A 25,761-nucleotide genomic window follows, 5' to 3' on the forward strand; every position below is an offset into this window, starting at 1 on the left:
GCGCTACAATCCTGCGCCTTTGCTGCCAGTCGGCTTAAATTCATTGAAATCGCGCCTGCGAAACAGCGTTTCGCGCCGATCTGCATTGCGAGGTCACCGCCATGGTGCACAGCATGACCGCCTTCGCCCGCGTCGAGAAAGCCGGCGTTCAGGGCACCCTGAGCTGGGAACTGCGCTCGGTCAACAGCCGCTATCTGGAACCGCACCTGCGTTTGCCCGAATCATTTCGCGACCTCGAAGGCGCCGTGCGTGAAGCGCTGCGTCAGGGCCTGTCGCGAGGCAAACTGGAGTGCACGCTGCGCTTCACCGAAGAAAGCACCGGCAAGCCGCTGCAAGTCGACCGCGAGCGCGCCGCGCAACTGGTTGCCGCTGCGGAAACCGTGGCCGGGCTGATCAAGAATCCCGCTGCGCTGAATCCGCTGGAAGTGCTGGCCTGGCCCGGCGTGCTGGTGGCCGATGCGACCGACCCGCAAGCGCTGAACGCCGAAGCGCTGGCGCTGTTCAATCAGGGCTTGAAGGACTTGAAGGCTGGCCGCGAGCGCGAAGGCGCGGAGCTGGCGCGTTTGATCAATGATCGCCTGACTTCCATTGAAGAAGACGTCGTGACCCTGCGTGAACTGGTGCCGCAGATGCTCGCCACCCAGCGCCAGAAAGTCCTCGACCGCTTTGCCGACATGAAGGCTGAGCTCGACCCGCAACGTCTGGAACAGGAAATGGTCATCCTCGCGCAAAAAAGCGACGTGGCCGAAGAACTGGATCGCCTGAGCACACACATCATCGAAGTTCGCCGGGTGCTCAAATCCGGTGGTGCCGCCGGGCGGCGTCTGGACTTCCTGATGCAGGAGCTCAACCGCGAGGCCAACACACTGGGCTCCAAAGCCTTCGACCCGCGCAGCACCCAGGCCGCCGTCAACCTCAAGGTGTTGATCGAGCAGATGCGCGAACAAGTGCAGAACATTGAGTAAGGCTACCCCGACATGACCCAACACACCGGCACCCTGTACATCATTTCCGCGCCATCGGGCGCGGGCAAGAGCAGTCTGGTCAAGGCGTTGACCGACGCCGATCCGGAGATCCGCGTTTCGGTCTCGCACACCACCCGCGCCATGCGTCCGGGTGAAGTGGATGGCGTGAACTACCACTTCGTGACCCGCGAAGAGTTCGTGAAGATGGGCGAGCACGGCGACTTCCTTGAACGCGCCGAGGTCTTCGGCAACTTCTACGGCACCTCGCAAAGCCGCCTGCAGCAGACCCTGGACGAAGGTCACGACCTGATTCTGGAAATCGACTGGCAAGGCGCCGAGCAAGTGCGCAAGCTGATGCCGCAAGCGCGTTCGATCTTCATCCTGCCGCCATCGCTGCAAGCCCTGCACCAGCGCCTGACCAACCGCGGCCAGGACAGCGACGAGATCATCGACGGCCGCATGCGCGAAGCGGTCAGCGAGATGAGCCATTACGTCGATTACGATTACCTGATCATCAACGACGATTTCGCCCACGCGCTGGACGATCTGAAGGCGATTTTCCGCGCCAATCAGCTGCAACAGAAACGCCAGCAAGTGCGTTTCGGCAAATTGCTGGCCGAACTGCTCGGTTAAAACAGCACTTCCCAAAATGCCTGCAAGCGCTTTACATTGGTGCTTGCAGCGCGTTGAAGGGTCTGGTCAAAAAATCAGCGCTTCCCTAATCGCTGGTGATTTTTTAAACTGCTCAGTCCGCTCGCCCAACCGGGCAGCGCGCATATTGCATTCGCTCCGAGGAATACCATGGCCCGCGTAACCGTTGAAGACTGCCTAGAACACGTGGAAAACCGCTTTGAGCTGGTCATGCTCTCTACCAAGCGTGCCCGTCAACTGGCCACCGGCGGCAAAGAGCCATTGGTGCAGTGGGAAAACGACAAGCCGACCGTTGTCGCGCTGCGTGAAATTGCTGAAGGCCTGATGAGCTACGAGTTCATCGCCGAGCAGGAAATCGTCCAGGATGAACCGCTGTTCGCAGCGTTCGAGGACGAGTCGAACGAGGCCGTCTAAGCCTATGCCTGGTCGACGTAGCACGGCGCGGGGTCACAGCCTTCGGCAGGAATCATCATGCCGAGCATAGACGCCCTCGCCGATCGCTTATCGACCTACCTCGGCAACGACCAGGTCAACCTGGTTCGCCGAGCGTATTTCTACGCCGAACAAGCCCATGACGGTCAACGCCGTCGCAGCGGCGAGGCGTACGTCACGCATCCTCTTGCCGTGGCGAATATTCTTGCCGACATGCACATGGACCATCAGAGCCTGATGGCCGCCATGCTGCATGACGTGATCGAAGACACCGGGATCGCCAAGGAAGCGCTGCAGGCGCAGTTCGGTGAAACCGTGGCGGAACTGGTCGACGGGGTCAGCAAACTGACCCAGATGAACTTCGAGACCAAAGCCGAAGCTCAGGCGGAAAACTTCCAGAAGATGGCCATGGCCATGGCGCGCGACATCCGGGTGATCCTGGTCAAGCTCGCCGACCGCCTGCACAACATGCGCACGCTGGAAGTGCTGTCCGGCGAAAAACGTCGGCGCATCGCCAAGGAAACCCTCGAGATCTATGCACCCATCGCCAACCGGCTGGGCATGCACGCGATCCGCATCGAGTTCGAAGACCTCGGCTTCAAGGCGATGCACCCGATGCGTTCCGCGCGGATCTACCAGGCGGTCAAACGCGCCCGGGGCAACCGCAAGGAAATCGTCAACAAGATCGAAGAATCCCTTGGCCACTGCCTCGCCATCGACGGCATCCAGGGCGAAGTCAGCGGTCGTCAGAAACACCTCTACGGCATCTACAAGAAAATGCGCGGCAAGCGTCGAGCCTTCAACGAGATCATGGACGTCTACGCGTTCCGGATCATCGTCGACAAGGTCGATACCTGCTACCGCGTACTAGGTGCTGTGCATAATTTGTACAAGCCGCTGCCGGGGCGCTTCAAGGATTACATCGCGATCCCCAAGGCCAACGGCTATCAGTCGCTGCACACCACGCTGTTCGGCATGCACGGCGTACCGATCGAGATCCAGATCCGTACCCGCGAAATGGAAGAGATGGCCAACAACGGCATCGCCGCCCATTGGCTGTACAAGTCCAGCGGTGACGAACAGCCCAAAGGCACCCACGCCCGCGCCCGCCAGTGGGTCAAAGGCGTGCTGGAAATGCAGCAACGCGCTGGCAATTCTCTGGAATTCATCGAAAGCGTGAAGATCGACCTGTTCCCGGACGAGGTCTACGTGTTCACGCCCAAAGGCCGGATCATGGAGCTGCCGAAAGGCTCGACAGCGGTCGACTTCGCCTACGCGGTGCACACCGACGTCGGCAACAGCTGCATCGCCTGCCGGATCAACCGTCGCCTCGCGCCGCTGTCCGAACCGCTGCAGAGCGGCTCCACGGTCGAGATCGTCAGCGCTCCCGGCGCACGGCCGAACCCGGCGTGGCTCAATTTCGTGGTCACCGGCAAGGCGCGAACGCACATTCGCCATGCGCTTAAACTGCAACGCCGCTCCGAGTCCATAAGCCTCGGCGAGCGCTTGCTGAACAAGGTGCTCAACGGTTTCGACAGCTCCCTGGAAAAAATTCCGGCCGAGCGCGTGAAGGCGATGCTTACCGAGTACCGCCTCGAGCTGATCGAAGACCTGCTCGAAGACATTGGCCTGGGCAACCGCATGGCCTACGTGGTCGCCCGCCGCCTGTTGGGCGAAGGCGAACAGTTGCCAAGTCCGGAAGGTCCGCTGGCGATTCGCGGTACCGAAGGTCTCGTGCTCAGCTACGCCAAGTGCTGCACGCCGATCCCGGGCGACCCGATCGTCGGCCACCTGTCGGCGGGCAAAGGCATGGTCGTGCACCTGGACAACTGCCGCAACATCAGCGAAATACGCCACAACCCGGAAAAATGCATCCAGCTCTCGTGGGCCAAGGATGTCACCGGCGAATTCAACGTCGAGCTGCGCGTCGAACTGGAACACCAGCGCGGCCTGATCGCCCTGCTGGCCAGCAGCGTCAACGCGGCCGACGGCAATATCGAGAAAATCAGCATGGACGAACGCGATGGTCGCATCAGCGTCGTGCAGTTGGTGGTCAGCGTTCACGACCGCGTGCACCTGGCCCGCGTGATCAAGAAACTGCGCGCCTTGACCGGGGTGATCCGCATCACCCGCATGCGCGCATAACCTGCCTATTACAAGGAGTCCTACATGACCAGAACCGTCATCACCAGCGACAAGGCCCCGGCCGCCATCGGCACTTACTCCCAGGCGATCAAGGCAGGCAATACCGTTTACATGTCGGGCCAGATCCCCCTGGACCCGAAAACCATGGAACTGGTCGAAGGCTTCGAAGCCCAGACCGTCCAGGTCTTCGAGAACCTCAAGGCCGTAGCCGAAGCCGCCGGCGGTTCGTTCAAGGACATCGTCAAACTGAACATTTTCCTCACCGACCTGAGCCACTTCGCCAAGGTCAACGAGATCATGGGCAAGTACTTCGACCAGCCCTACCCTGCCCGCGCCGCCATCGGCGTGGCCGCCCTGCCGAAGGGTGCGCAGGTTGAAATGGATGCCATTCTGGTCATCGAGTGATGCGCACGGCGCGGCCTTCAACGCCGCGCCGACTGCCGCAAGAAAAGGCTTTGAAAGGATTCCACCATGCGCAAAGCGCTAGCTCTCTCGCTGCTCGCCCTGTTCCTCGGCGGCTGCGCCAGCGACCCTGCCGACCGCGACATCAGCGGCACCTGGATCAACCAGGTGGCGATCGATGCCGCCGCCAAGGGCGGCCCTCTGCGCGAAGCGCTGCAGGCCTACGGCCCGAATCTGGAATGGGACGTCAACACCAAGGCCGGTCAGGCTCGCTACACCAACGGTTTTGAGAATGTCGAAGGACGGTTGCTGGGCCAAGAGTCCGGCGCCTGGAAAGTCGACTTCTATGGCAGCTCCGCCAGCGAACTGAAACGCGACGGCGGACGCCTGCAGCAAGCCGCCAGCGACAACGAACCCGAACAACTCTTCGATCGCGCACAGATCCCGGTGCCCGAAGGCGCCCCAATCGGTGCGAGCTTCGAACGCGCGCTGTACTCGGCGTACCTGGGCGGCAACTGGACCATCACCAGCGGTCAGGGTGAGGGCGGCACCGTCCAGTTCCAGGCCGATGGCCAGGTGAGCGGCCTTCCGGGCGTTGATCGTTACGCCTTGTGCCTGGCCGGCGATTGCGCGTCGATGAGCAATGGCAACGACAGCATGTGGCTGCAACTCAATGGCCAGGGCAACAACTGGATCTTTGTGCGCAAGGGCAAGGAACTGGAGATTCTGCAGGCAGTGAACGCTGCGCTGGCGGATGAGCAACCGCAGTTTGCCGCGGGCGAGCGCAAGTGGTTGCTGGAAAAGCAGTAACCCGCTTCTGAATTCACATAGAACCCATGTAGGAGTGAGCCTGCTCGCGATAGCGGTATGTCAGACACATTGATGTCGACTGACACAACGCTATCGCGAGCAGGCTCACTCCTACAGTTGTTTTGTGTTGTTAGAAAGTCAGCACTTACCTTCCAGGATCGCTGCGTAGCCTTCGCGGTAGCTTGGGTACTTCGGCACCCAACCCAACGCTTTCGCCCGCGCATTGCTGCAACGCTTGCTGCCGGTGCGGCGCACGCTGGCGTCTTCCGCCCATTCAGTTACACCCAGATATTCGCGCAACCAGCCCACCACCTCGGCCAATGGCGCCGGCGCATCGTCTACTCCAATGTAGAGCTGCTCCAGCTTGACGCCCTCGCGGTCTTTTTCCAGCAGAAACGCCAGCAACCCGGCCGCATCATCGGCATGAATCCGATTGCCATACAGCGGCGGCTCGACCGCCACGCGATAACCGCGACGCACCTGAGTCAGCAGCCACTCGCGACCCGGGCCGTAAATGCCGGTCAGGCGCAGCACGCTCGCCGGGATCCCGCTATTGAGCGCAACCTGCTCGGCTTCAAGCATCAAGCGCCCTGAGTAACCGGCAGCGACAGTCTCGGACGTCTCATCCACCCAGGCTCCGTCCTGCTGGCCGTACACGCTGCTGCTGGACACGAAGATCAGTCGCTCAGGCACTTGCCCGTAGTCGCCCAGCCAGCTCAACACGTTCTGCAAACCCTGCACATAGGCCTTGCGATAACCCTCTTCATCGTGGTCGGTGGCCGCAGCGCAATACACCAGATAATCCACAGCGCCCACCGGCCAGGTCGCCGGGCATTCTTCGTTGAACAGATCGCCGGCGACGCCGATGACGCCCTCCGGCAGCCTGGAAACGTCCCGGCGCAAGCCATGAACCTGCCAGCCAGCCGCCAGCAATTGCGTGGCGAGACGACTGCCGACATCACCACAACCGGCAATCAAAACAGAAGGCGCGGACATCAGAAAACTCCCATCGGAAAGGCACAGACTAGCTCTGGCACAGGACGAACGGCTAGCAATGGTGGAAAAAAAGTTACTCTATTACTTTTGTTAACAAGAATTACTTGCAATAATGCACGCCACTTTTGTTCTCGGCCTCACGAGGCCTGGAAGAGCAATAACGTTTTTCTACCTCAGGTCCGGCCAGCATGACACGTAATCAAACTCCCGCTTCGCCAACCACTCGACCTCGCGCCTGGAGCGCTGTCGCGGCTCTGTTGCTCAGCCTGATGCTGGCACCGACCGCGGCCTTCGCCGACGCTCAAGCGCCAGCCACCCCAGCCGCCACCGAACAGAGCGCGCCCGCTGCCGCTCCAGCTGCACCCGCCGCCACCGATCCGGTGCAGGCTGTCGATGCGGCCGACGCACCTGAAGTCCTCGAAGCCGACAACACCTTGGGCATGGCCCACGACCTGTCGCCGTGGGGCATGTACCAGAACGCCGACATCATCGTGAAAATCGTGATGATCGGTCTGGCTATCGCATCGATCATCACCTGGACCATCTGGATCGCCAAAGGCTTCGAGCTGATGGGCGCGAAGCGTCGTCTGCGAGGCGAAATCGCCGCACTGAAAAAAGCCACCACCCTCAAAGAAGCCAGCGCCACGGCCGGCAAGGAAGGCACCCTCGCCAACCTGCTGGTCCACGACGCTCTCGAAGAGATGCGCCTGTCGGTCAACAGCCGCGAGAAGGAAGGCATCAAGGAACGCGTCAGCTTCCGCCTCGAGCGCCTCGTCGCTGCCTGTGGCCGCAACATGAGCAGCGGCACCGGCGTTCTCGCCACTATCGGTTCCACCGCGCCGTTCGTCGGCCTGTTCGGTACCGTGTGGGGCATCATGAACTCGTTCATCGGCATCGCCAAAACCCAGACCACCAACCTTGCTGTCGTCGCGCCCGGCATTGCTGAAGCGCTGCTGGCCACTGCATTGGGTCTGGTTGCCGCGATCCCGGCCGTGGTGATCTACAACGTCTTCGCCCGTTCCATCGCCGGTTACAAGGCGCAGGTCTCCGATGCCTCGGCAGAAGTCCTGCTGCTGGTCAGCCGCGATCTCGACCACCAGCCTGAGCGCAGCTCGCAGCCGCACATGGTTAAAGTGGGGTAATCGGCCATGGGCCTGCATTTGAAAGAAGGCGCAGACGACGATCTGGCCGAGAACCACGAAATCAACGTCACGCCGTTCATCGACGTGATGCTGGTGCTGTTGATCATCTTCATGGTGGCCGCTCCATTGGCCACTGTGGACATCAAAGTCGATCTGCCCGCCTCGACCGCCAAACCGGCGCCGCGGCCAGAAAAACCGGTGTTTCTCAGTGTGAAAGCGGACCAGCGCCTGTTCCTCGGCGACGACGAAGTGAAGGCCGAAACCCTCGGTGCCACCCTCGACGCCAAGACCCAGGGCAAGAAAGACACCACCATCTTTTTCCAGGCCGATAAAGGCGTGGATTACGGTGACCTGATGAGCGTGATGGACAGCCTGCGCGCCGCCGGTTACCTGAAGGTCGGTCTGGTCGGTCTTGAGACGGCAGCCAAGAAATGATCACGACGCGCCATAAGCTGACGCGTTACAGCGGTAGCCTGGCCGTGGTGCTGGGCGTGCACGCGCTGGCCATCGCGCTGGCGCTGAACTGGACCGCCCGCCCGCCCATCGAATTGCCGCCGCAGGCAATGATGGTCGAGCTGGCTCCGTTGCCCGCCCCGCCACCGCCGGCTCCGCCGAAAGTCGTCACACCGCCGCAGCCACCGGCTCCGGTTGAAGAGTTACCGATTCCGAAACTGGCTGAAGCACCGAAAGCGGAAATCGCGGTACCCAAACCCAAGCCGAAGCCCAAGCCAAAACCGCCGAAGCCGGTCGAGAAGAAGCTGCCCGAGCCGCCGAAGGAGAAACCTTCCGAGGAGAAGCCGGCCGACACTCAACCGACCCAGGCACCAACGGAGAAATCAGCCCAGCCCGCACCCGGCCCATCGCCTGCTCAATTGGCAGCCAAGGCCAGTTGGCAAGGCACCCTGCTCGCGCATTTGCAGAAGTACAAGAAGTACCCGCAAAGTGCACAGTCGCGTGGCAAGGAAGGTTTGAATCGTCTGCGCTTCGTGGTCGATGGCGAAGGTAATGTGCTGTCGTTCGAACTGGTGGGCCGCTCCGGCAACGCTGATCTGGACCGGGCCACCCTGGACATGATCCGCCGCGCTCAACCGCTGCCCAAGCCGCCAGCCGACATGCTCAACAATGGCTCGATCGAAATCGTTGCGCCGTTTGTTTATTCGCTCGAACGCCGCCGCTAAGGCAACGCAAAACCCTGTAGGAGTGAGCCTGCTCGCGATAGCGTAGTGTCAGACGATGATTTTCTGACTGACACACCGCTATCGCGAGCAGGCTCACTCCTACAAGGGTTCTCTGCTAGCCGGATGATCCAGCCAAAAAGGCACCGAAAGGTGCCTTTTGCATATCTGCCAGCGGCAAACCGACCTCGACCGGTGTCGCACTCAGCCCGCAGTCTGATAACGTGCGTCTATCGATTGCAGCCGGTATGCTTGGCGCGCATCTTCATGGACGCTTGCTATGACCCTCACAGAATTACGCTACATCGTTACCCTCGCCCAAGAGCAGCACTTCGGCCATGCCGCCGAGCGTTGCCACGTCAGTCAGCCGACGCTGTCGGTGGGCGTGAAAAAACTTGAAGACGAACTCGGTGTGCTGATTTTCGAGCGCAGCAAAAGCGCCGTGCGCCTGACCCCGGTCGGCGAAGGCATCGTCGCCCAGGCGCAGAAAGTGCTGGAGCAGGCCCAGGGCATCCGCGAACTGGCCCAGGCCGGCAAGAATCAGCTGACCGCACCGCTGAAAGTCGGCGCGATCTACACTGTCGGCCCGTACCTGTTCCCGCATCTGATTCCACAACTGCACCGGGTCGCCCCGCAGATGCCGTTGTACATCGAAGAAAACTTCACCCACGTGCTGCGCGACAAACTGCGCAACGGCGAACTCGACGCGATCATCATCGCCCTGCCGTTCAACGAAGCCGATGTGCTGACCCTGCCGCTGTACGACGAGCCGTTCTATGTGCTCATGCCGGCCCAGCACCCGTGGACCAAGAAAGAATCCATCGACGCCGGCCTGCTCAACGACAAGAGCCTGCTGCTGCTCGGCGAGGGTCACTGCTTCCGTGATCAGGTGCTCGAAGCCTGCCCGACCCTGACCAAGGGCAATGACGGCGCCAAGCACACCACGGTCGAATCAAGCTCCCTGGAAACCATTCGCCATATGGTCGCATCCGGCCTGGGCATCTCGATCCTGCCGCTGTCGGCAGTGGACAGCCATCACTACGCCCCCGGCGTGATCGAAGTGCGTCCGCTGACCGCGCCGGTGCCGTTTCGCACCGTGGCGATTGCCTGGCGCGCGAGCTTCCCACGGCCGAAAGCCATCGAGATCCTCGCCGACTCCATTCGCCTGTGCTCGGTGGCCAAGCCTGCCGCGCCGGTTACGGCCGGTTAAGCGAGCGTCATGACGGAGCTGTCGCAAGTGTCGGTGACGGCACTCAAGGGTGTCGGCGAGGCCATGGCCGAGAAACTGGCCAAGGTCGGCCTCGAGAATCTGCAGGACGTGCTGTTCCACCTGCCGCTGCGCTATCAGGATCGCACCCGCGTGGTGCCGATCGGCGCTTTGCGGCCGGGTCAGGACGCTGTGGTTGAAGGCACCGTCAGCGGCGCCGATGTGGTCATGGGCCGCCGCCGCAGTCTGGTCGTGCGCTTGCAGGACGGCACCGGCGGCCTGAGTCTGCGCTTCTACCATTTCAGCAACGCGCAGAAAGAAGGCCTCAAGCGTGGCACGCGGGTTCGCTGCTACGGCGAAGCCCGGCCCGGCGCCTCGGGCCTGGAAATCTATCACCCGGAATACCGCGCGATCACCGGCGACGAACCGCCGCCAGTGGATGAAACCCTGACCCCGGTCTACCCGCTCACCGAAGGCCTGACCCAGCAGCGCCTGCGCCAGTTGTGCATGCAGACCCTGACGCTGCTCAAGCCAAGCACCCTGCCCGACTGGCTGCCGACCGAGCTCGCCCGCGACTATCAACTGGCGCCACTGGCCGATGCGATCCGCTACCTGCACAACCCGCCCGCCGATGCCGACGTCGATGAACTCGCCCTCGGTCATCACTGGGCCCAGCATCGCCTGGCCTTTGAAGAATTACTGACGCATCAACTGTCGCAGCAGCGTCTGCGCGAAAGCATGCGTTCACTGCGCGCGCCGGCAATGCCGAAAGCCACGAAACTGCCACCGAAATACCTGAAAAACCTCGGCTTCAACCCGACCGGTGCGCAACAGCGAGTCGGCAACGAAATCGCCTACGACCTCAGCCAGCACGAACCGATGCTGCGCCTGATTCAGGGTGACGTGGGCGCGGGTAAAACCGTGGTCGCCGCCCTCGCTGCGCTGCAGGCGTTGGAGGCCGGTTATCAGGTCGCGCTGATGGCGCCGACCGAGATTCTCGCCGAACAGCACTTCATCACCTTCAAGCGCTGGCTCGAACCGCTGGGCATTGAAGTCGCGTGGCTGGCCGGCAAGCTCAAAGGCAAGAACCGCGTCGCCGCGCTGGAACAGATCGCCAGCGGCACGCCAATGGTGGTCGGCACCCACGCGCTGTTTCAGGACGAAGTACAGTTCAAGAACCTCGCGCTGGTGATCATCGACGAACAGCACCGCTTCGGCGTGCAACAGCGTCTGGCATTGCGGCAGAAAGGCGTCGGCGGGCGCATGTGCCCGCACCAACTGATCATGACCGCCACGCCGATTCCACGGACGCTGGCGATGAGCGCCTACGCCGACCTCGACACCTCGATCCTCGACGAATTGCCGCCCGGCCGAACCCCGGTCAACACCGTGCTGGTCACTGACACCCGCCGCGTCGAAGTCATCGAACGAGTGCGCAGCGCCTGCGCCGAGGGGCGTCAGGCCTATTGGGTATGCACGCTGATCGAAGAGTCCGAAGAGCTGACCTGCCAGGCCGCCGAAACCACCTTCGAAGACCTCACCGCTGCCCTTGGCGAATTGAAAGTCGGGCTGATTCACGGCCGCATGAAGCCGGTCGAAAAGGCTGCGGTGATGGCTGAGTTCAAGGCCGGCAACCTGCAACTGCTGGTCGCGACCACGGTGATCGAAGTCGGCGTCGACGTGCCCAACGCCAGCCTGATGATCATCGAAAACCCCGAGCGCCTCGGCCTCGCGCAGCTGCACCAGTTGCGTGGTCGCGTCGGCCGGGGCAGTGCCGCCAGCCATTGCGTGCTGCTCTACCATCCGCCGCTGTCGCAGATCGGCCGCCAGCGCCTGGGCATCATGCGCGAGACCAACGACGGTTTCGTCATCGCCGAAAAGGACCTCGAACTGCGCGGCCCCGGCGAAATGCTCGGCACCCGCCAGACCGGCCTGCTGCAATTCAAGGTCGCCGACCTGATGCGCGACGCCGATTTACTGCCCGCCGTGCGCGATGCCGCCCAGGCCTTGCTGGAGCGCTGGCCGACCCACGTCAGCCCGTTGCTCGACCGCTGGCTGCGGCATGGGCAGCAATACGGCCAAGTGTGAGCACCGTCGCAGTTTGTGAAGGATCGTTCCTACAGAGCTGGTTATACTCCTGCCATTGTTTCAAAAACGGATACAGACCATGACTGACGCAGCTCTCGCCCCCGAACTCCCGCACGCGCCGTCTGTAATTCGGCTGCTGCTTGGCAAGCTGGGTATCGCCTACGAAGAAGTGCTCGATCACCACGGCCTCAATGCTTCACGCAAGGTCCAGGCCGTGTTGCTGGATGACGCCGTGGGCGCGCTGATGGTGCTGTTTCCACAGAGCCAGTTGCTCGACCTCAATCGCCTCGCCGAACTCACCGGTCGCCGCCTCACCGCCGTGTCCACCGAGCGTCTGGAAAAGATGCTCGGCAAACACAACCTGAGTCTGCTGCCGGGCCTGCCGGCGCTGACCAGTTCGCCGTGCCTCTACGAGGAAAGCCTGCTGCGCGAGCCGAAGCTGCTGATCAACTCCGGCGAGCCGGGACTGCTGCTGGAGATCACCAGCGAAGCCTTCAAGAGCATGCTGACCAAAGCCAGCGCCGCCAACTTCGGCGAAGCCCTGAGCAGCATCCGCCCCAACCTCGACCGCCCGGACGATGACCGCGAGGAGATCACCCAGGCCGTGCAGGCGTTCACTGCGCGGCGTATCCAGCAGCGTCTGGAAGCGACCATCGAGATTCCACCGCTGGCCGAAACGGCGCAAAAAATCATCAAGCTGCGCGTCGACCCCAATGCCACCATCGACGACATCACCGGCGTCGTTGAAACCGATCCGGCGCTGGCCGCGCAAGTGGTGAGCTGGGCGGCATCGCCGTACTACGCCTCGCCGGGCAAGATTCGTTCGGTGGAAGACGCGATCGTCCGCGTGCTGGGCTTCGATCTGGTGATCAACCTGGCGCTGGGCCTGGCCCTCGGCAAGACCCTGAGCCTGCCGAAAGACCACCCGCAACACACCACACCGTACTGGCAGCAGTCGATCTACACCGCCGCCGTCATCGAAGGCCTGACCCGCGCCATGCCGCGCGCCCAGCGCCCGGAAGCCGGCCTGACTTATCTTGCCGGCCTGCTGCACAACTTCGGTTACCTGCTGCTGGCCCACGTGTTCCCACCGCACTTCTCGCTGATCTGCCGCCACCTGGAGGTCAACCCGCACCTGTGCCACAGCTACATCGAGCAACATCTGCTCGGTATCAGCCGCGAACAGATCGGCTCGTGGCTGATGCGCTACTGGGACATGCCGGACGAACTGGCCACCGCCCTGCGCTTCCAGCACGACCCAAGCTACGACGGCGCCTACGCCGAATACCCGAACCTCGTCTGCCTGGCCGTGCGCCTGCTGCGCAGTCGCGGAATTGGCTCTGGCCCGGATGAAGATATTCCGGATGCGTTGCTTGAGCGTGTGGGTTTGACTCGCGACAAGGCCAATGACGTCGTCAGCAAAGTCCTCGAAGCCGAAGTCCTGCTGCGCGAACTGGCCTCGCAGTTCAGCCAGGCCTAAAACGAAACAGGCCCGCTCCCCCAAGGATCACCAAAATCCCTGTGGGAGCGAGCCTGCTCGCGAAGAATCCACCCCAATCCAACGAACTCAGCGAAACCCCTGTGGCGAGGGAGCTTGCTCCCGCTCGACTGCGCAGCAGTCGCAAAACCAGCCGGCAGGGTGTGTCAGACAAAACTCGGCTTTCAGGATTTGGGGCCGCTCCGCAGCCCAGCGGGAGCAAGCTCCCTCGCCACAAAAGCTCTTCTCATCAAGACTCGGCTCAAGCCTTAGGCTTAGCCTTTCTTGGTTTCAAATACTTCATCAACCCTTGAAACCACATCACCAGCGCCGGATTCCCCTTCAGCTGAATCGACTTGTCCTGAATCCCCTGCATAAACGCCAACTGCTTGTTCTTCGCCTGCATCGTGGCAAAGCCATAACCCGCATCTTTAAACGCAATCGCAAACGCCGGCTCCGCCACCACGCCAGACTTGCTGGTGATGCGCTGATCCTTGACCACGAAATGCCGCGCCACTTTCCCATCCAGCGTCTGCAACTGAAACACCAGATCCTTGTCACCCAACTGCTGCTGGAACGCAGGATTTGTCCGGCTGGCCTTACCCATCAACAAACCCATCATCCACAGAAGAAAACGAAATTTCATGCGCACAGCCTCAAAAGGAAAATGAACGGCCGGGGCAGTTTAAGGGATTCGGACGATAACGCCAGTATCTGACTCTATTGGAAGAGGATGCGGACCATTTCCTGCACGATGACCGCCAAGTCACGATTCCGCAAGCAACGTCCTACACCTGTTGAAACACATCCCTGTAGGAGCCGGCGAAGCCTGCGATCTTTTGATCTTCCGCCCCGCGAATCTATGGGAAATTTCCTGCGAAGTGCGGGGCGGTCCATGAACTAGTCGAGCTTGAAGATCACCGATAGGCTTCCTGCGTCATCGGGTATTCGGTGACCGGATGTGCAAGTCCGAATTCGGGAGCAATTACTTCTTACTCCAAGGGATTTACACCGATGACCAATTCAACTGCCAACACTGAGGACACCTCCCCCTACGAATCCTTCGATTCAAGAAAACTACATGAAGCCGCCGAACGCGCCCTCGATCACCACTTCGGCAAATCCGACCTCCCTCAGGCCCCACGCCGTGAAGGCCTGTTCAGCCTGAACCCGGACATCGACGCCGAAGCTCTTCTAGCCAACGCCTCGGAAGACCTGCTGTCCATCAGCATCATCGCTGCAGATCTTGCGGACGACATAGATGGCTCCCGCCGCTCGGTTGCACTGGCATTGAGCAGAATGGCGGACGGGGTGAGATTGATGGTGGAAGGGACGCTCGACCAGATTGAAGTGCGAAGCGTGGCGGCCAAGCCGTAGCGAGATTGGTGAATGAAAAAAAGGGGACGTTAAGTCCCCTTTTTGAATTTTCCCTGCTTCACCACTGGCAGCCTGTTTCAGGTTTCGAATCCACGTTGTAATCGTTTTCAAACGAATACTTCTTTGCGGATTTGTAATTCGTATACGACATCGCATCAACCCGGCCACCCTGAGTGACCATCTGATACTCACCTGTCAGTGCGCCATTAACTACTTCAACCCAAGTTGTCGTGTACTGGTAGGGCCGGCCATACACGAGTTCTTCTTGTTCAGTACTGCGATGAACCAGCCCAATAGCCTTTTTTGACTTGCTGTATTTGACGCCAGCACCGCTCCACTTGGCGACAGAGTCGTAATAGGTTCGGAATTCAAAATTTATGGGTTTGCCTTCGTAGGAGCGGAAGCAAAAAACCTTGGTCGTGACCTCGCTATGAGCCGCCAGAGGAACGAAAACGAGCAACGCGGAAAACAATGCAGACGAAAATTTCAAACCGAACATTCCTTTAGCGGTTTCAGGGGTATCAGCAAATTACTCTGGCCTGTTATGCCCCAGGCTCAAGCGCGCCGCACTTCAGCTCTTTGATTTGCTCACTCTGAATCGGAACCACACATGCAAGGCGCTTCTCTCCGAGCCCACGAAGCTCCGTCAAACTGAGCGTCACGTGCAACCCATCCTCGGCAAACAAATGATCCTCAAACCCGGCATCGGCATAATCCGTCCAAAATGCCTTGCCCTCGAAGCGGCAGAACCGCTTGGAGGACAGCACCCTCCAACCGCCGTTGGGCGCCAGTATTTGGACCGTCAGACATGGGCTGCCAAAGGTGCTGACATAACGTGCCACGACATCGCCGAAGCGCTGGGAGCCGGACAGGTACACCTTGTTGAGATCAACCACATTACCCGGCTCATCAGCGACGATCGTGTCCAGATAAGCCGCACGCTCCAGACTCATTCTGGCCATGCAGTTGTTGATCGTCGTGACATGCGCTGCCACTCCTGGCTCGATTTCCGTGGCTTCAAGCGGGCACGTGGTGTCGCGTAGCTTGATCCAGGCGCGCTGGGATTCTCTGGCCATGGCGACCAGCGCCTTACCCTGCTCAGGGTCGCGCCGCTGTTGAGCCTCAAACCGTCCCAACAGTTTCTTGTAGCTGGCATTGAGTAGCGTGTCGGCTTCCTTGCGGGCCACCTCCACACACCGATCGACCTGGGCGCTCACGGTGATTTCTTTGCAGTCGTCCTCGGCCATCGCGAAGGAGACAAACAGACACCCAAAGGACAACGCGATAAAACGCGCAAACATGTTCAATTTTTTATTCCCTGAATGGCAGATCGCTCAACTACGCGTTGAGGTATTTTCTGCGCTTTACCGTCGGCGGTCATCGCGTCGCGGTACTGGCTGTAATAGCGTTGCGCTTCGTCTTTACGATCGAGGCGCCAGAGTGAATCGGCGATGTTCAACATCAGCACCGTGCGTTTACCAACGGCCTCAACGCCGCGATAAAACTTCAGCGCCAGCTCATCTCTACCGCCCTCGGCCAAGTTGAAAGCCAGGTCGTTGAAAGCTTGAACATTGCGCGCCGGTGGGTGACAAGCCATATAGGACTCTGGACTTATAGCGCGAAGATTGAATGCGAGTTCTTCCACGCGAGATTGCGGCATCTCAATATTTGAGACCTGCTTCAATAAGTCCTTTGGCGACGGCGTCTGCATGACGAGGTCAGGCGCATCCTCTTCCCCGGAAGTCCACCGATTGCCCTTCCACTTGCCGTAGCAAAACCTGGCTGCCGGCTGACTGAGCACGCAACCGGTCTCCATCGAAATGACCCCGCAACCAGTTTCCTCTGTCGGGATTTCTTCACCCTCCTGGCCAATGACAACGCCATACAGAGTCTGAAGGAGGAGTAATGTTTTCTTGTCGGGACTTAACCAAGCCTCATGCGTTTCAGTACCCACCGCGGGTACATAGAGGGGAAACGTTTTTCCATTGGCGGTAAACGAGGCAACCGCCGACTCCGCAGCAGGCCTGCCCCATGTCTTGTCCTTCAGCGTCACTAAGTGCCCGCCAACCCCCACGATCTGAATATTTTCAGACAAGGCATTGGCTGAAGCTGACAGGCTCATGACAATCATCATCCGCTTAAGGCTGCCCGCGAGAAGACGGTTCATCCACTCACTCCTCATCCATCGGCGACGATTCCACATCGATCATGCTCAGCAGTCGAAATTCATTGTTCACAAACTCGTAGAAACGGTCCCGGTTACCACTTTCCAAAGCATTCCCCTGCGCATCTTCTTCGCCGTCGAGCGTGATGCCGGAGACGATGACCATGCGACTATCGGGCTGGTAGACCATGCCGAAGGTGCTGCCGTCGTAAGCATTCGGCAGACCGCCAACCACTTCACCGGTCTGACCGTTCAGCACTTCGCCGCAAATGGCGCTGCCGCCACAGCCAAGCCTGTGCAGGATGTAATGGCCGGCGAAGTTGACCTTGCCTTTCAGGGCTTGCACCCGTGCCTGATCCATCATTGGGCTGCTGTTTTCTTGCGGCACCAGTTTATGGTTGGGGCCGGTGAAAACTGGCGTGACGGTGTAATCCTTGAACGCTGGATCGGCAGCGAATGCCATGGACGCGGCAGCCAATATCAAGCTGCCGAGAAGAACCGAAAATCCTTTCACGCTGTAGCTCCATCTATGCAATGCATCGTCAACATCCTCACTCGAAGGCGATGCTCCGCACTGCTGTTTTGATTTCTTCAAATCCTTCAACGCTTATCGCCAACGGGGCGGATGAGCCCGACTCCGCGGACCCAATCAGTACCTGTTCGTTATGCATAAGGCAGAAGGTGATGCGACTGAACAGACGCCGACTCTCATCGTGATAACCGATGATGAATCCTGACGACTTTGCCCCCTTCAGCGACTCAAACGTGTAGGTTTGCGGATCCCCCGCCAACAACGTTGGCCCCCAGCCGTGATCTGTCAGAGTCGCCGGACACTTGCGGTCGTTGGCTTCACGCAACAGCTGCAACTCCATCGCGCCATCGGCCGGCAACTGCTGACTAGTGAGAGCGGAAAAACTTCCCGCACTTTCACACATAACACCAAACCATGGCTCGCTCAGACCCGCTGACTTTTCGAAATTCCACTCAGCGCTGTTTGAGCTTGGCGCCTGCCACAAGTGCGGCGCGTTCAATGTGTTGGGAAGTTGTTTTGTCGCAACGAATACCAGATCAGGCGAATTGAACTGCAGCCATTGATCTTGCGTAAGCGTCATCGAAAACCGGCAGGGTGTCATAACCACCAAAGCGGTAACTGGCCCTTGAGCGGCCTGCGATTGACCGAGAGCATCACCGATCAACACGGTCTTGTCGGCAATGGCATGACTAACCTGCGTGAGGGCAAAACCAAAGAGCAGTCCGCGTAGATACCGAGGCTGTATGAAACTCAACGGTGATACATCAGCCACGGCTCTGGTCGCTCGATTCGGTCGCGCAATTGCCTTTCCGACAGTCATGTCGATAGAGCCAAAACAGCGGCGGCAACAACACCAACAGAGCAAAACCATCGAGCCACACGTGCGACCAGACCTGCTGTTGCGCCGAGAGCCACATGTCCTGCGGCGCCCATAACAGGATGCCGGCGATCAACCAGCCCCAGATGGCCGGAGCTTTCAAGCGATTGCCCAAGTGCACCAGCGCGAACATGTACAGCGAATAACTTTGCAACGTCGCGCCAAACAGCGCGAGCCACCAGACTTGTTGCTCGTGGCCGGCAACAGGCACCGCGTTAGCACCCCAGAACGACAGTTCGAGGACTTGCAGATAGCCATCGAGCAAGCCGGAGTCACCCGCCCAGGTCAGGGTAAGACCGGCGAGGATGTGCGTGATCGCAGCGGCATATAGCCAAAGCACCAACGCAGGGCGAAGCGAGGAAGAAGGGGCTGGCATTCCGTGTCCTGAGCGTTCCTTGGGGGTGGGGAGTTTAAAGGAAAATCGGGGTCGTCAGATGCTCAAGCATTAAACGTTTTAGCGTGAGGAATTCAGAAAGAACTTGTGCAAAACCGCCTCAAACAGGCCCTCGACATTCAAATGCAGTGGCTGGCTTTGACCGGCGCCGTGGCTGACGATCCCAACCGCCCCACGTTGAAGAGGCCCAGCTGATCACCTTTGTCAGCCGCCATTTGATAACAGGCTAACGCACGAGACATATCCTTCGTTCCCCACTCGCCTGCTTCAAAGGTAGAAGCCAGATAATTCATCGCGTCTGTGGAGCCCATGGTAATCGCTCGAATAACCTGCTCCTCTGCCTGCTTGGGATGAAGGCAAGGGCCGTTATAGTCGGTGGAGTTTCCCGAACAAAGAAACGTCGCATAGCCCATCGCACCCTTTGGTATTTTCGAAGCCGCTTTGAACAAAGCCTCAACCTTAGGGGTTTCCAGCTGAGATGCCATTTGCGAAAGACTCAGGCTTGCCGCCGACAGGCTCGCCTGTGCATCACCCGACTCTGCAGCACACACAAAATTTTCCAGCGACGCTTCAATCAGCTCCGCAGTCAGCCGGTATTGCTCAAGAGACCCCAGCCCACCCAACGCTTCTGCACGCTGATAACAAAAGTTTTCGGCGCGGCTCATTCCCGGGTTATCCGTTGCGACAAGATCCTTCTCGCTGACCGACCAATCCTCAACCCCCTCAAGCACCCAACATGCCTGACGAGAGAAGTTGAAGATCTTGATATTGCTGTTACCCGCCCGTTTATCCACAACGTTGACGTGACTGTCATCGACCTCTTCGATCTCGACTCCAGGTGTCTTGCCGGGTGTGATGGCGGCCATCAGCGGATAGGTGAACGTTGTTCCACTGACACCCGAGGTCGAAGGCTCAAAGGTACTACGTTCCTTTCCCGCCACCGGTTTCAACACCAGCGACTTGACCGTCATCGCAGTGAGACGGCGTTGTGATTCGCTGTTGGCGGAAAACGCTGCCAGGAAAGGCGCGAACTCCTCCGAGGGGCAAGCGTCGCTGGTGGGAGCCGTCGAAGCGTTCTTGTCGGATGAAAGTACAGGGACGATTTTGTCCAGATACTCCGAACGCTCACGACTCATTCTGGCGATACACGAGTTAACCGCAAACACATGCGCCGGCATCCCCGTCTCGATTTCGAATGCCTCCAAAGGGCAGTTCGCATCGCGCAACTTCAACCACGCACGTTGTGACTCTTTGACCTTCGCGGCGTACTCCGCGCCCAATGCCGGATCTGCTCGATAGTCAGACTCAAGCCGCGACATCAACTGCTTGTAGCTGACATTCAACTGCGCATCGGCGGCCTTCTTCGCCGCCTCCGAGCAGGGCACCATTTCCAGACTTGAGGTGACATGGCTGCAATCGTCCTGTGCATAGGCCGCTGAATCTGGCAGTAGCAGCACGGCCAGAAGGGTTAAAACAAAACGGTTCACTGTGTTCATCCTTGAGTCATTCAGGCTTTGCGTTTGGTGGGAACATGGGGGCAGACCACCTCTTTCGGATACTACTAAAAGGTGGTCTGGCCCTATTTCACTACTACCACCGAGACCAGCAATCAAAAAATCGGAATCTGAAAACGCATTCTTCCCATGCACCGATCTTTAGCCTCGCCGAACAACCTGGATGTTATCGCGCAGTTTTCTTCTGCATATCCTTTCCAAGCCGGTCCGAAATCCTCGTTACCACCGACAAACTTCAAAGCCTCCGGATAGTTCATAGCTGTGGCTTTTTCATTAACCAGCGATACGGCTTTGTAAAAACCATCTCCTATGACCCCGGTGCGAAGATAAACAAGTTCAGCAACACGAAAACTCGTCAACTGTTTCTTACACGACAATTGCTCAATCGGAGACTCTCCGCCCTCTTCATCGTCGTTTTTGCAATATTCATCCCTAAGGGTTATCCATTTTTTTTGCGTAGAAAGAAGCGCCGCCCTAGTTGTTGAATCGAGTTCAGCAGACAACGCCTTGTATTGCTCATTCAGGACCTTATCAATTTTTTCAAACGATTTCTGGGAGCAACTGATAATGTCAGGATTTGTTGAACTGACGGCGCTACAATCAACCTCGGCCGACGCAACGCCGGTAGAAAGAAATACGACCGATAAAACAGCAAATATTTTCTTCGTCACTTCCAGCAATTGCATTTCAACGCCTCCTCAAAAAATACCGCTTCTTTTTCACGTCTCGTGGCTACACCGGCAGTACTAGGGTCATTCTCCCAAAGCCGCTTCATGCTACGTAACCGGGAAGGAATCAGTTCGGGTTTATCGTTATCGAAATCTTCTTTTATCTGTTTCATCTCTAGCCGCTTCAAAGCCTTCGCCGGCGTGCTTCCTGATAAGGAATTGCCGCGATTGACTACGAGGGAAAGTAATACGCCCTGACAATCCGGATGCAAATTTATAGCTTTAGGGTATACGTCAACAACTTGTTGGGCATACCGTTTTTTCATGATGACAGCCAACTTTAAAGCGTTGTCCTTACTGATGGATATCGAGCTGACGTTGTGCACATAATCGCGCGCATCTTGACCTTTCTTGCCAAGAGCTCCTTTCAATCTTCCTATCTCTTCAGGGGTGTACAGGTCCTTCAGCTCTGCATCCACTCTCGCGGCTGTTTGCTGCCCCAGATCGTAACCATAACCTATCGTTATTCCACTGTTGGCATCGGACAATGCATATGGGTGTTCCCGATAAGCTTCGATTGCCAACAGAAATTCAAAAAGTTTTTTCGATACTACATATGGCCCAACTGTTGTGTCGAGGGTATACACTTCGGCCTTACACTTCTCAGGGCAGCCGGACAAGAAACCGCCCAACAAACCAAGCAAATGGATATGCTGAACGTTATTATCACTGGTTATGCCATGCTTCCCGACCAACTTATCCCACCAACTGAGGCGTTCAATTCGAAGCTTTTCTTCCAGCCACTGCTGATGAGGATCCGAGACACTATGCCCCATCAGTTCGTCCAGCGAATCCCACTTTTCTTTTTTGAACTGCCACTCGCTTTCGTAACGCGTAACCATTTGGGATATCGGCTGAGAAAACCAAGGCTTGCTTAACGCTTCCTTGATTTCCGCAGGTGTAAGTTTGTTGTCGCTGTTTTTATCGAGCATTTTGTACAGATGCTGCTTAGCGGGACCATCATTGGCGTTTCCAACATTGGGTAAATATGTCGCTCGCTCTTCCTCAGTCAAATTTTCCTGAGCATGCAGGGATGCAGCGAGGTGGTCCGCATTACTGACAGTTTCTTCGATGAAACTGAAACCTTCCCACTCAAAGGGTGAATGCCGCGATAACTTGGTATCCGGCTCGGCAAACCATCCATTGAGTTCATTCCCGTCGGCATCACCCAATAACCCGTCCAAGCGCCACCACAACGTATAGGTAGTGCTTCCTCCCATGACAACAGGAACCTTTATTTTTCTTTCCGCGGGTAAAGCTTCCAGCACTCCGACAGGAACCAGAAAATCATAGCCAACTGTTTTTTGCGGATCAGTCACTTTAGGTGGATTGGCAGGCCCCATTCCCTCAACGTGAGTAACCACCACGCTGCCTTTCGGAATTTTCACTAGCGTTTTTTCAGCTGCTGGCAGTCCCGCAGCCTTCTCTTTGCTCAGCGCGGTAAAGGCTTTCACGTCTTCACAGCTGAACATCTCAACGTGCAGTAGATTTTTCGGGGCCGAATCGGAGTGATTCTGATACTTCCCTACATGTCCAATCAGACTGCCCGCGGTAATCGGGAATGGAGTCGCCAAGACATGCACGGCGTCCTTTTCGGCTGGCTCACTCTTGGCCTCAAGTAGCCCCTCCCAGACATATCCAAGCGCCTCTCCCGCTGCCAGCGGCGGAACAGCATTTCCACTGACGATCTCCAGCAGTTTCTGGTACTTGCCACGCGTCCCGTCGGTTCCGATTTTAACTTGCGTACCGTGCGGCAAAATTGCTTTCACAGCGCCTGACGGGCTGGCAGAGGCGCGTACAACAAGACCTTTCTGAGGCGGAGTCATTGGGTCTTTGGCAGCGGCACCAATGACGTAAGTATTGGGCGTTGGACCTGCGGTCATCTCTCTTTTGAACACCCAGCCTGTACCTGGCGGCAGGTCGCTACTGGCTGGCGTGACGCTGACAACCTTGAGCCAACCATTGTGCTCTTCGCCTGTCTCGACAACCGTGCCGCGATTCAAAACTGTCAAGACCGTTGCATACCCGGGCTTTCCTCGTGGTTCCTGGCGGACACGCAAGCCCAGAAGTTCATCGTTGGCAGTTGCCTTGACCTGCAACGTACCGCCGCTCCAAAAGGCCGGCCGCGGCAGTGCCGGGGTTTCTTCATAGCTTTTCCATTGCAACAAATGCATATACAGACTGAAAAAGGTAAGACTCGGGCCGGGAACGGGTGCTGCAGGAGGAGATCCCGCTGGTACCGGCGACGCTGGCGGCATCGGCACTTCCAATCGGTGTTTGACCAATACAAAGCCAGTGGAAAAGTCGGACTGGGTTGTACCGAAATTCGACTTGGGATAGATGCTATCGATTCGATAGGCAACCACTTCACCGTCCGCTATGCATCGGACTTCTGTCGAGTCCTGCACCAGACCCGAATCTTCATCGAAATGCACGCCGCCATGCCAAAGGCCATTGGCCCCCAGCGGATAGTAACCATCCTTCGCTTTGGCGAGAGCCTTGTAGAACTGCTGCGGATTGCTCGCTTCGGCTGCCCCTACTTTCAAGGGATACGACCATTTTTCTACTTTCTTTGTTGTCTCTGTCATTACCAATTACCTGAATTCTGATCCCTGGTGGCTTGGATTGCCGTCGATGTCTTACCCGGAAAAATTGAGCATCCGCTTCGGTTTGCGTTTGATCTTTTCCTCAGACGCATTCCCCAACGCCTGATCCATCAAACTCCCCGCCTTATCCTTATCCGCCGCACCCGGCAGCACCGGCGGTTTAATCCCGATGCCAGTACCCGACCCAGCCGAGCCCCCCGCATTGATCTTGATCACCGGCCCAACCACCGTCACACCACCGCCATCGAGCTTGATAAAGCTCCCACCCCCAAGAATGGTCAGCTCCGTCCCCGCCTCAATAACAATCTTGTCCCCAGCCTTGAGGTGAATCTCTTTCCCCACGCTGGTCAGTTGCGCAGTCCCAAGCTTCACATGCTGGTTCTGCCCAACCGTGAGGTGATCATCCAGCTTCGCTTCAATCTTGCGATCAGAAATCGTGGTGCGATGTTCCTCGGCTTTCAGCTCGGTGTAGGTGTTCTTCACCACCGTGTCGTGACGTTCATTGCCGACCCGAATCTTCTGGTCGTGCTCGACGTTCTCATCCCAGTCCCGCTGGGCGTGGATGTAGATCTGCTCCGCACCTTTCTTGTCTTCAATGCGCAGTTCGTTGTACCCACCGCCACCCGGTGAGCTGAGCGTTTTGAACACGCTGCGGGTCTTGTTCGCCGGTAGTGGATACGGCACCGGGTTTTCCTTGTGATACAGGCAACCGGTCACCAGCGGTTGGTCGGGGTCGCCTTCGAGGAAGGTGACGAGGACTTCCATGCCGATGCGCGGGATGCTGATGGCGCCGTAGCGGTCGCCGGCCCAGGAGCTGGAGACGCGCAGCCAGCAACTGGTTTTGTCGTCGGCGAGGCCTTCGCGGTCCCAGTGGAACTGGACTTTGATGCGGCCGTATTGGTCGCAGTGGATTTCTTCGCCTTTGGGGCCGGTGACCATGGCGGTCTGGCTGCCGAGCACGCGCGGTTTCGGGTGTTCGAGGGCCGGGCGGTAGAACACGTCCCACGGGGTGGCAAGGAAGCGGTTGCGGTAGCCTTGGTGGAAGTCGTCTTTTTCGTCGGTGGTGTCGCTGGTCACACCTTCTTCGAGGACTTGCGGTTGTTTGCCTTCGTGGAAGATCTCGGTGAGCAGCCACAGGTCGTTCCACTCGCTGCGCGGGTGGTCGGACATTTCCATGAAGTGGCCGCTGACCAGTCTGGTCTGGTCGCCGCGACCTTCGGCCTGGCGGTAGTCGGCGCGGTGGCGTTCGAGGGCGCGCTGGCTGAGGAACTTGCCACGCGCGCGGTCGATGAAGCGGCCGGGGTAGTCGTAGTCTTCGAGATCCGGTTCGGTGCTGTCGCCATCGGGTTTGTACGCCGCTTCCATTTGCAGGCGCGGTTTTTCGAAATCGTAGTCGCGGCGCGTGGTGCGCGTGGTGCGGGTTTCCAGGCGCAGTTTGAAGGCTTTGATCACCGGCTCGTCGGCGACCATGCCGCTGCCCTGCACGTAGGCGGTTGGTTGCCCAAGGTTCTGGAACACGGTCTGGTCATCACCGAATACCAGCAGGTGAGCTTTTTCGCTGTGCTGGAAGTGGTAGTGAATGCCTTCTTCTTCGCACAGGCGCTGGACGAAATGCAGGTCGGTTTCGTCGTACTGCACGCAGTAGTCGCGATCCGGGCAGGGCTGGCTGAGCTGGAAGCTGTAGGCGTTGCTCTTGATGCCGTGCTCTTCGAGGATCAGCGCGATGATTTTCGGCGCCGACATCTGCTGGTAGATGCGCTGGTTGGTGCGGTGATGCAGGTATTGCAGTTGAGGCACGATCGACACTTTGTAGCGGGTCAGGCGCTTGCCGGCATCGCCCTGGGCGACGCGGTAGATCTGCCCGTGAATCCCCGAGCCCTGTGGATCGAATGCGAGAAACGCCTGCTTGTGCAGCAGTTGCTCGAGATCCAGATCCGGGTTTTCGCTGACCATTTCGAGGTCGAAGCGAAACGCCTGGCTGATGCCTTCGGTGCCGGTGAACGACAGCACTTGCAGGTCGCCGACGTAGTCTTCGACCTTGAGGCTGAAGTGGGTTTCGTTAGCTGAGTTGAACATCGT

Annotated in this window: 25 protein-coding genes; 13 read left to right on the top strand and 12 right to left on the bottom strand. The window is 58.6% G+C overall.

Going from position 1 to position 25,761, the window contains the following annotated elements:
- Window positions 1–101 precede the first annotated feature (101 nt).
- The 6 genes from BLU71_RS21270 (at window position 102) to BLU71_RS21295 (ending at window position 5,405) form a co-directional block, all read left to right on the top strand.
- Complete coding sequence (locus BLU71_RS21270) at window positions 102–965, top strand: YicC/YloC family endoribonuclease (RefSeq protein ID WP_016770639.1); 864 nt, start codon at window positions 102–104, stop codon at window positions 963–965.
- 12 nt (window positions 966–977) lie between these two features.
- Window positions 978–1,598, top strand: coding sequence for a guanylate kinase (gene gmk, locus BLU71_RS21275; protein WP_039757364.1), 621 nt, complete (start codon window positions 978–980; stop codon window positions 1,596–1,598).
- Between the two features lie 168 nt (window positions 1,599–1,766).
- Window positions 1,767–2,030, top strand: a complete 264-nt coding sequence (gene rpoZ / locus BLU71_RS21280) for a DNA-directed RNA polymerase subunit omega (RefSeq protein WP_008030604.1) — start codon at window positions 1,767–1,769, stop codon at window positions 2,028–2,030.
- 57 nt (window positions 2,031–2,087) lie between these two features.
- Window positions 2,088–4,193, top strand: coding sequence for a bifunctional GTP diphosphokinase/guanosine-3',5'-bis pyrophosphate 3'-pyrophosphohydrolase (gene spoT, locus BLU71_RS21285; RefSeq protein WP_007920338.1), 2,106 nt, complete (start codon window positions 2,088–2,090; stop codon window positions 4,191–4,193).
- 24 nt (window positions 4,194–4,217) lie between these two features.
- Window positions 4,218–4,598, top strand: a complete 381-nt coding sequence (locus BLU71_RS21290) for a RidA family protein (protein WP_064365115.1) — start codon at window positions 4,218–4,220, stop codon at window positions 4,596–4,598.
- Window positions 4,599–4,664: 66 nt separating this feature from the next.
- On the top strand, window positions 4,665–5,405 hold the full coding sequence (locus BLU71_RS21295) for a hypothetical protein (RefSeq protein WP_064365116.1): 741 nt from the start codon (window positions 4,665–4,667) through the stop codon (window positions 5,403–5,405).
- A gap of 138 nt (window positions 5,406–5,543) precedes the next feature.
- Here the strand turns inward: BLU71_RS21295 and BLU71_RS21300 are convergent, their stop codons facing one another.
- Window positions 5,544–6,401: an SDR family oxidoreductase gene (locus BLU71_RS21300; RefSeq protein WP_083353824.1), complete on the bottom strand. Its 858-nt coding sequence runs from the start codon at window positions 6,399–6,401 to the stop codon at window positions 5,544–5,546.
- Window positions 6,402–6,589: 188 nt separating this feature from the next.
- On the opposite strand from BLU71_RS21300, the gene exbB reads away from it, so the two are divergent.
- The 6 genes from exbB (at window position 6,590) to BLU71_RS21330 (ending at window position 13,493) form a co-directional block, all read left to right on the top strand.
- Entirely contained in the window at window positions 6,590–7,543 is a 954-nt protein-coding gene (gene exbB / locus BLU71_RS21305; protein WP_024014803.1) for a tonB-system energizer ExbB, read from the top strand.
- Between the two features lie 6 nt (window positions 7,544–7,549).
- Window positions 7,550–7,978: a TonB system transport protein ExbD gene (gene exbD / locus BLU71_RS21310; RefSeq protein WP_016772535.1), complete on the top strand. Its 429-nt coding sequence runs from the start codon at window positions 7,550–7,552 to the stop codon at window positions 7,976–7,978.
- Window positions 7,975–8,721, top strand: coding sequence for a TonB family protein (locus BLU71_RS21315; protein WP_042608108.1), 747 nt, complete (start codon window positions 7,975–7,977; stop codon window positions 8,719–8,721). Before exbD ends, BLU71_RS21315 begins: the two co-directional genes overlap by 4 nt.
- Window positions 8,722–8,998: 277 nt before the next feature.
- A complete protein-coding gene (locus BLU71_RS21320) occupies window positions 8,999–9,928 on the top strand; it encodes a hydrogen peroxide-inducible genes activator (protein WP_024014805.1) in 930 nt (309 codons plus the stop codon).
- 9 nt (window positions 9,929–9,937) lie between these two features.
- Entirely contained in the window at window positions 9,938–12,013 is a 2,076-nt protein-coding gene (gene recG / locus BLU71_RS21325) for an ATP-dependent DNA helicase RecG (protein WP_041476627.1), read from the top strand.
- A 79-nt stretch (window positions 12,014–12,092) separates the two neighbouring features.
- Window positions 12,093–13,493 (top strand): aminoacyl-tRNA deacylase and HDOD domain-containing protein, encoded by a 1,401-nt coding sequence (locus BLU71_RS21330; protein WP_042608106.1) that lies wholly within the window; start codon window positions 12,093–12,095, stop codon window positions 13,491–13,493.
- A 259-nt stretch (window positions 13,494–13,752) separates the two neighbouring features.
- Here the strand turns inward: BLU71_RS21330 and BLU71_RS21335 are convergent, their stop codons facing one another.
- Window positions 13,753–14,136: a helicase gene (locus BLU71_RS21335; protein WP_039757355.1), complete on the bottom strand. Its 384-nt coding sequence runs from the start codon at window positions 14,134–14,136 to the stop codon at window positions 13,753–13,755.
- Between the two features lie 368 nt (window positions 14,137–14,504).
- Between BLU71_RS21335 and BLU71_RS21340 the strand changes: the two genes are divergently transcribed.
- Window positions 14,505–14,867, top strand: a complete 363-nt coding sequence (locus BLU71_RS21340) for a DUF6124 family protein (RefSeq protein ID WP_083353825.1) — start codon at window positions 14,505–14,507, stop codon at window positions 14,865–14,867.
- 58 nt (window positions 14,868–14,925) lie between these two features.
- Here BLU71_RS21340 and BLU71_RS21345 read toward each other — a convergent pair whose 3' ends face one another.
- The 10 genes from BLU71_RS21345 to BLU71_RS21390 all read right to left on the bottom strand — a co-directional run bounded on the left by BLU71_RS21345 (window position 14,926) and on the right by BLU71_RS21390 (window position 25,758).
- The gene (locus BLU71_RS21345) at window positions 14,926–15,366 is read right to left on the bottom strand and encodes a hypothetical protein (RefSeq protein ID WP_173867364.1); all 441 of its coding nucleotides are present in this window, start codon (window positions 15,364–15,366) and stop codon (window positions 14,926–14,928) included.
- A 43-nt stretch (window positions 15,367–15,409) separates the two neighbouring features.
- On the bottom strand, window positions 15,410–16,168 hold the full coding sequence (locus tag BLU71_RS21350) for a lysozyme inhibitor LprI family protein (RefSeq protein WP_083353827.1): 759 nt from the start codon (window positions 16,166–16,168) through the stop codon (window positions 15,410–15,412).
- 2 nt (window positions 16,169–16,170) lie between these two features.
- Window positions 16,171–17,034, bottom strand: coding sequence for a tetratricopeptide repeat protein (locus tag BLU71_RS21355; RefSeq protein ID WP_083353828.1), 864 nt, complete (start codon window positions 17,032–17,034; stop codon window positions 16,171–16,173).
- 4 nt (window positions 17,035–17,038) lie between these two features.
- Window positions 17,039–17,494 (bottom strand): hypothetical protein, encoded by a 456-nt coding sequence (locus tag BLU71_RS21360; protein WP_173867420.1) that lies wholly within the window; start codon window positions 17,492–17,494, stop codon window positions 17,039–17,041.
- Between the two features lie 88 nt (window positions 17,495–17,582).
- Window positions 17,583–18,335: a hypothetical protein gene (locus BLU71_RS21365; RefSeq protein WP_231982429.1), complete on the bottom strand. Its 753-nt coding sequence runs from the start codon at window positions 18,333–18,335 to the stop codon at window positions 17,583–17,585.
- Window positions 18,328–18,816, bottom strand: coding sequence for a cell division protein (locus BLU71_RS21370; protein WP_083353830.1), 489 nt, complete (start codon window positions 18,814–18,816; stop codon window positions 18,328–18,330). The genes BLU71_RS21365 and BLU71_RS21370 overlap by 8 nt, the downstream gene beginning before the upstream one ends.
- Before the next feature lie 137 nt (window positions 18,817–18,953).
- Window positions 18,954–20,321, bottom strand: coding sequence for a lysozyme inhibitor LprI family protein (locus BLU71_RS21375; protein WP_083354359.1), 1,368 nt, complete (start codon window positions 20,319–20,321; stop codon window positions 18,954–18,956).
- A gap of 122 nt (window positions 20,322–20,443) precedes the next feature.
- Window positions 20,444–21,034 carry a lysozyme inhibitor LprI family protein gene (locus BLU71_RS21380; RefSeq protein ID WP_083353831.1) on the bottom strand — a complete coding sequence of 197 codons (591 nt, stop codon included), beginning with the start codon at window positions 21,032–21,034 and terminating at the stop codon, window positions 20,444–20,446.
- Window positions 21,016–23,664, bottom strand: coding sequence for a pesticin C-terminus-like muramidase (locus tag BLU71_RS21385; RefSeq protein WP_083353832.1), 2,649 nt, complete (start codon window positions 23,662–23,664; stop codon window positions 21,016–21,018). The genes BLU71_RS21380 and BLU71_RS21385 overlap by 19 nt, the downstream gene beginning before the upstream one ends.
- Window positions 23,665–23,715: 51 nt before the next feature.
- Window positions 23,716–25,758, bottom strand: a complete 2,043-nt coding sequence (locus BLU71_RS21390; protein ID WP_083353833.1) for a type VI secretion system tip protein VgrG — start codon at window positions 25,756–25,758, stop codon at window positions 23,716–23,718.
- Window positions 25,759–25,761: the final 3 nt, after the last annotated feature.

The organism is Pseudomonas moraviensis (assembly GCF_900105805.1).
Taxonomy (GTDB): domain Bacteria; phylum Pseudomonadota; class Gammaproteobacteria; order Pseudomonadales; family Pseudomonadaceae; genus Aquipseudomonas; species Aquipseudomonas moraviensis_A.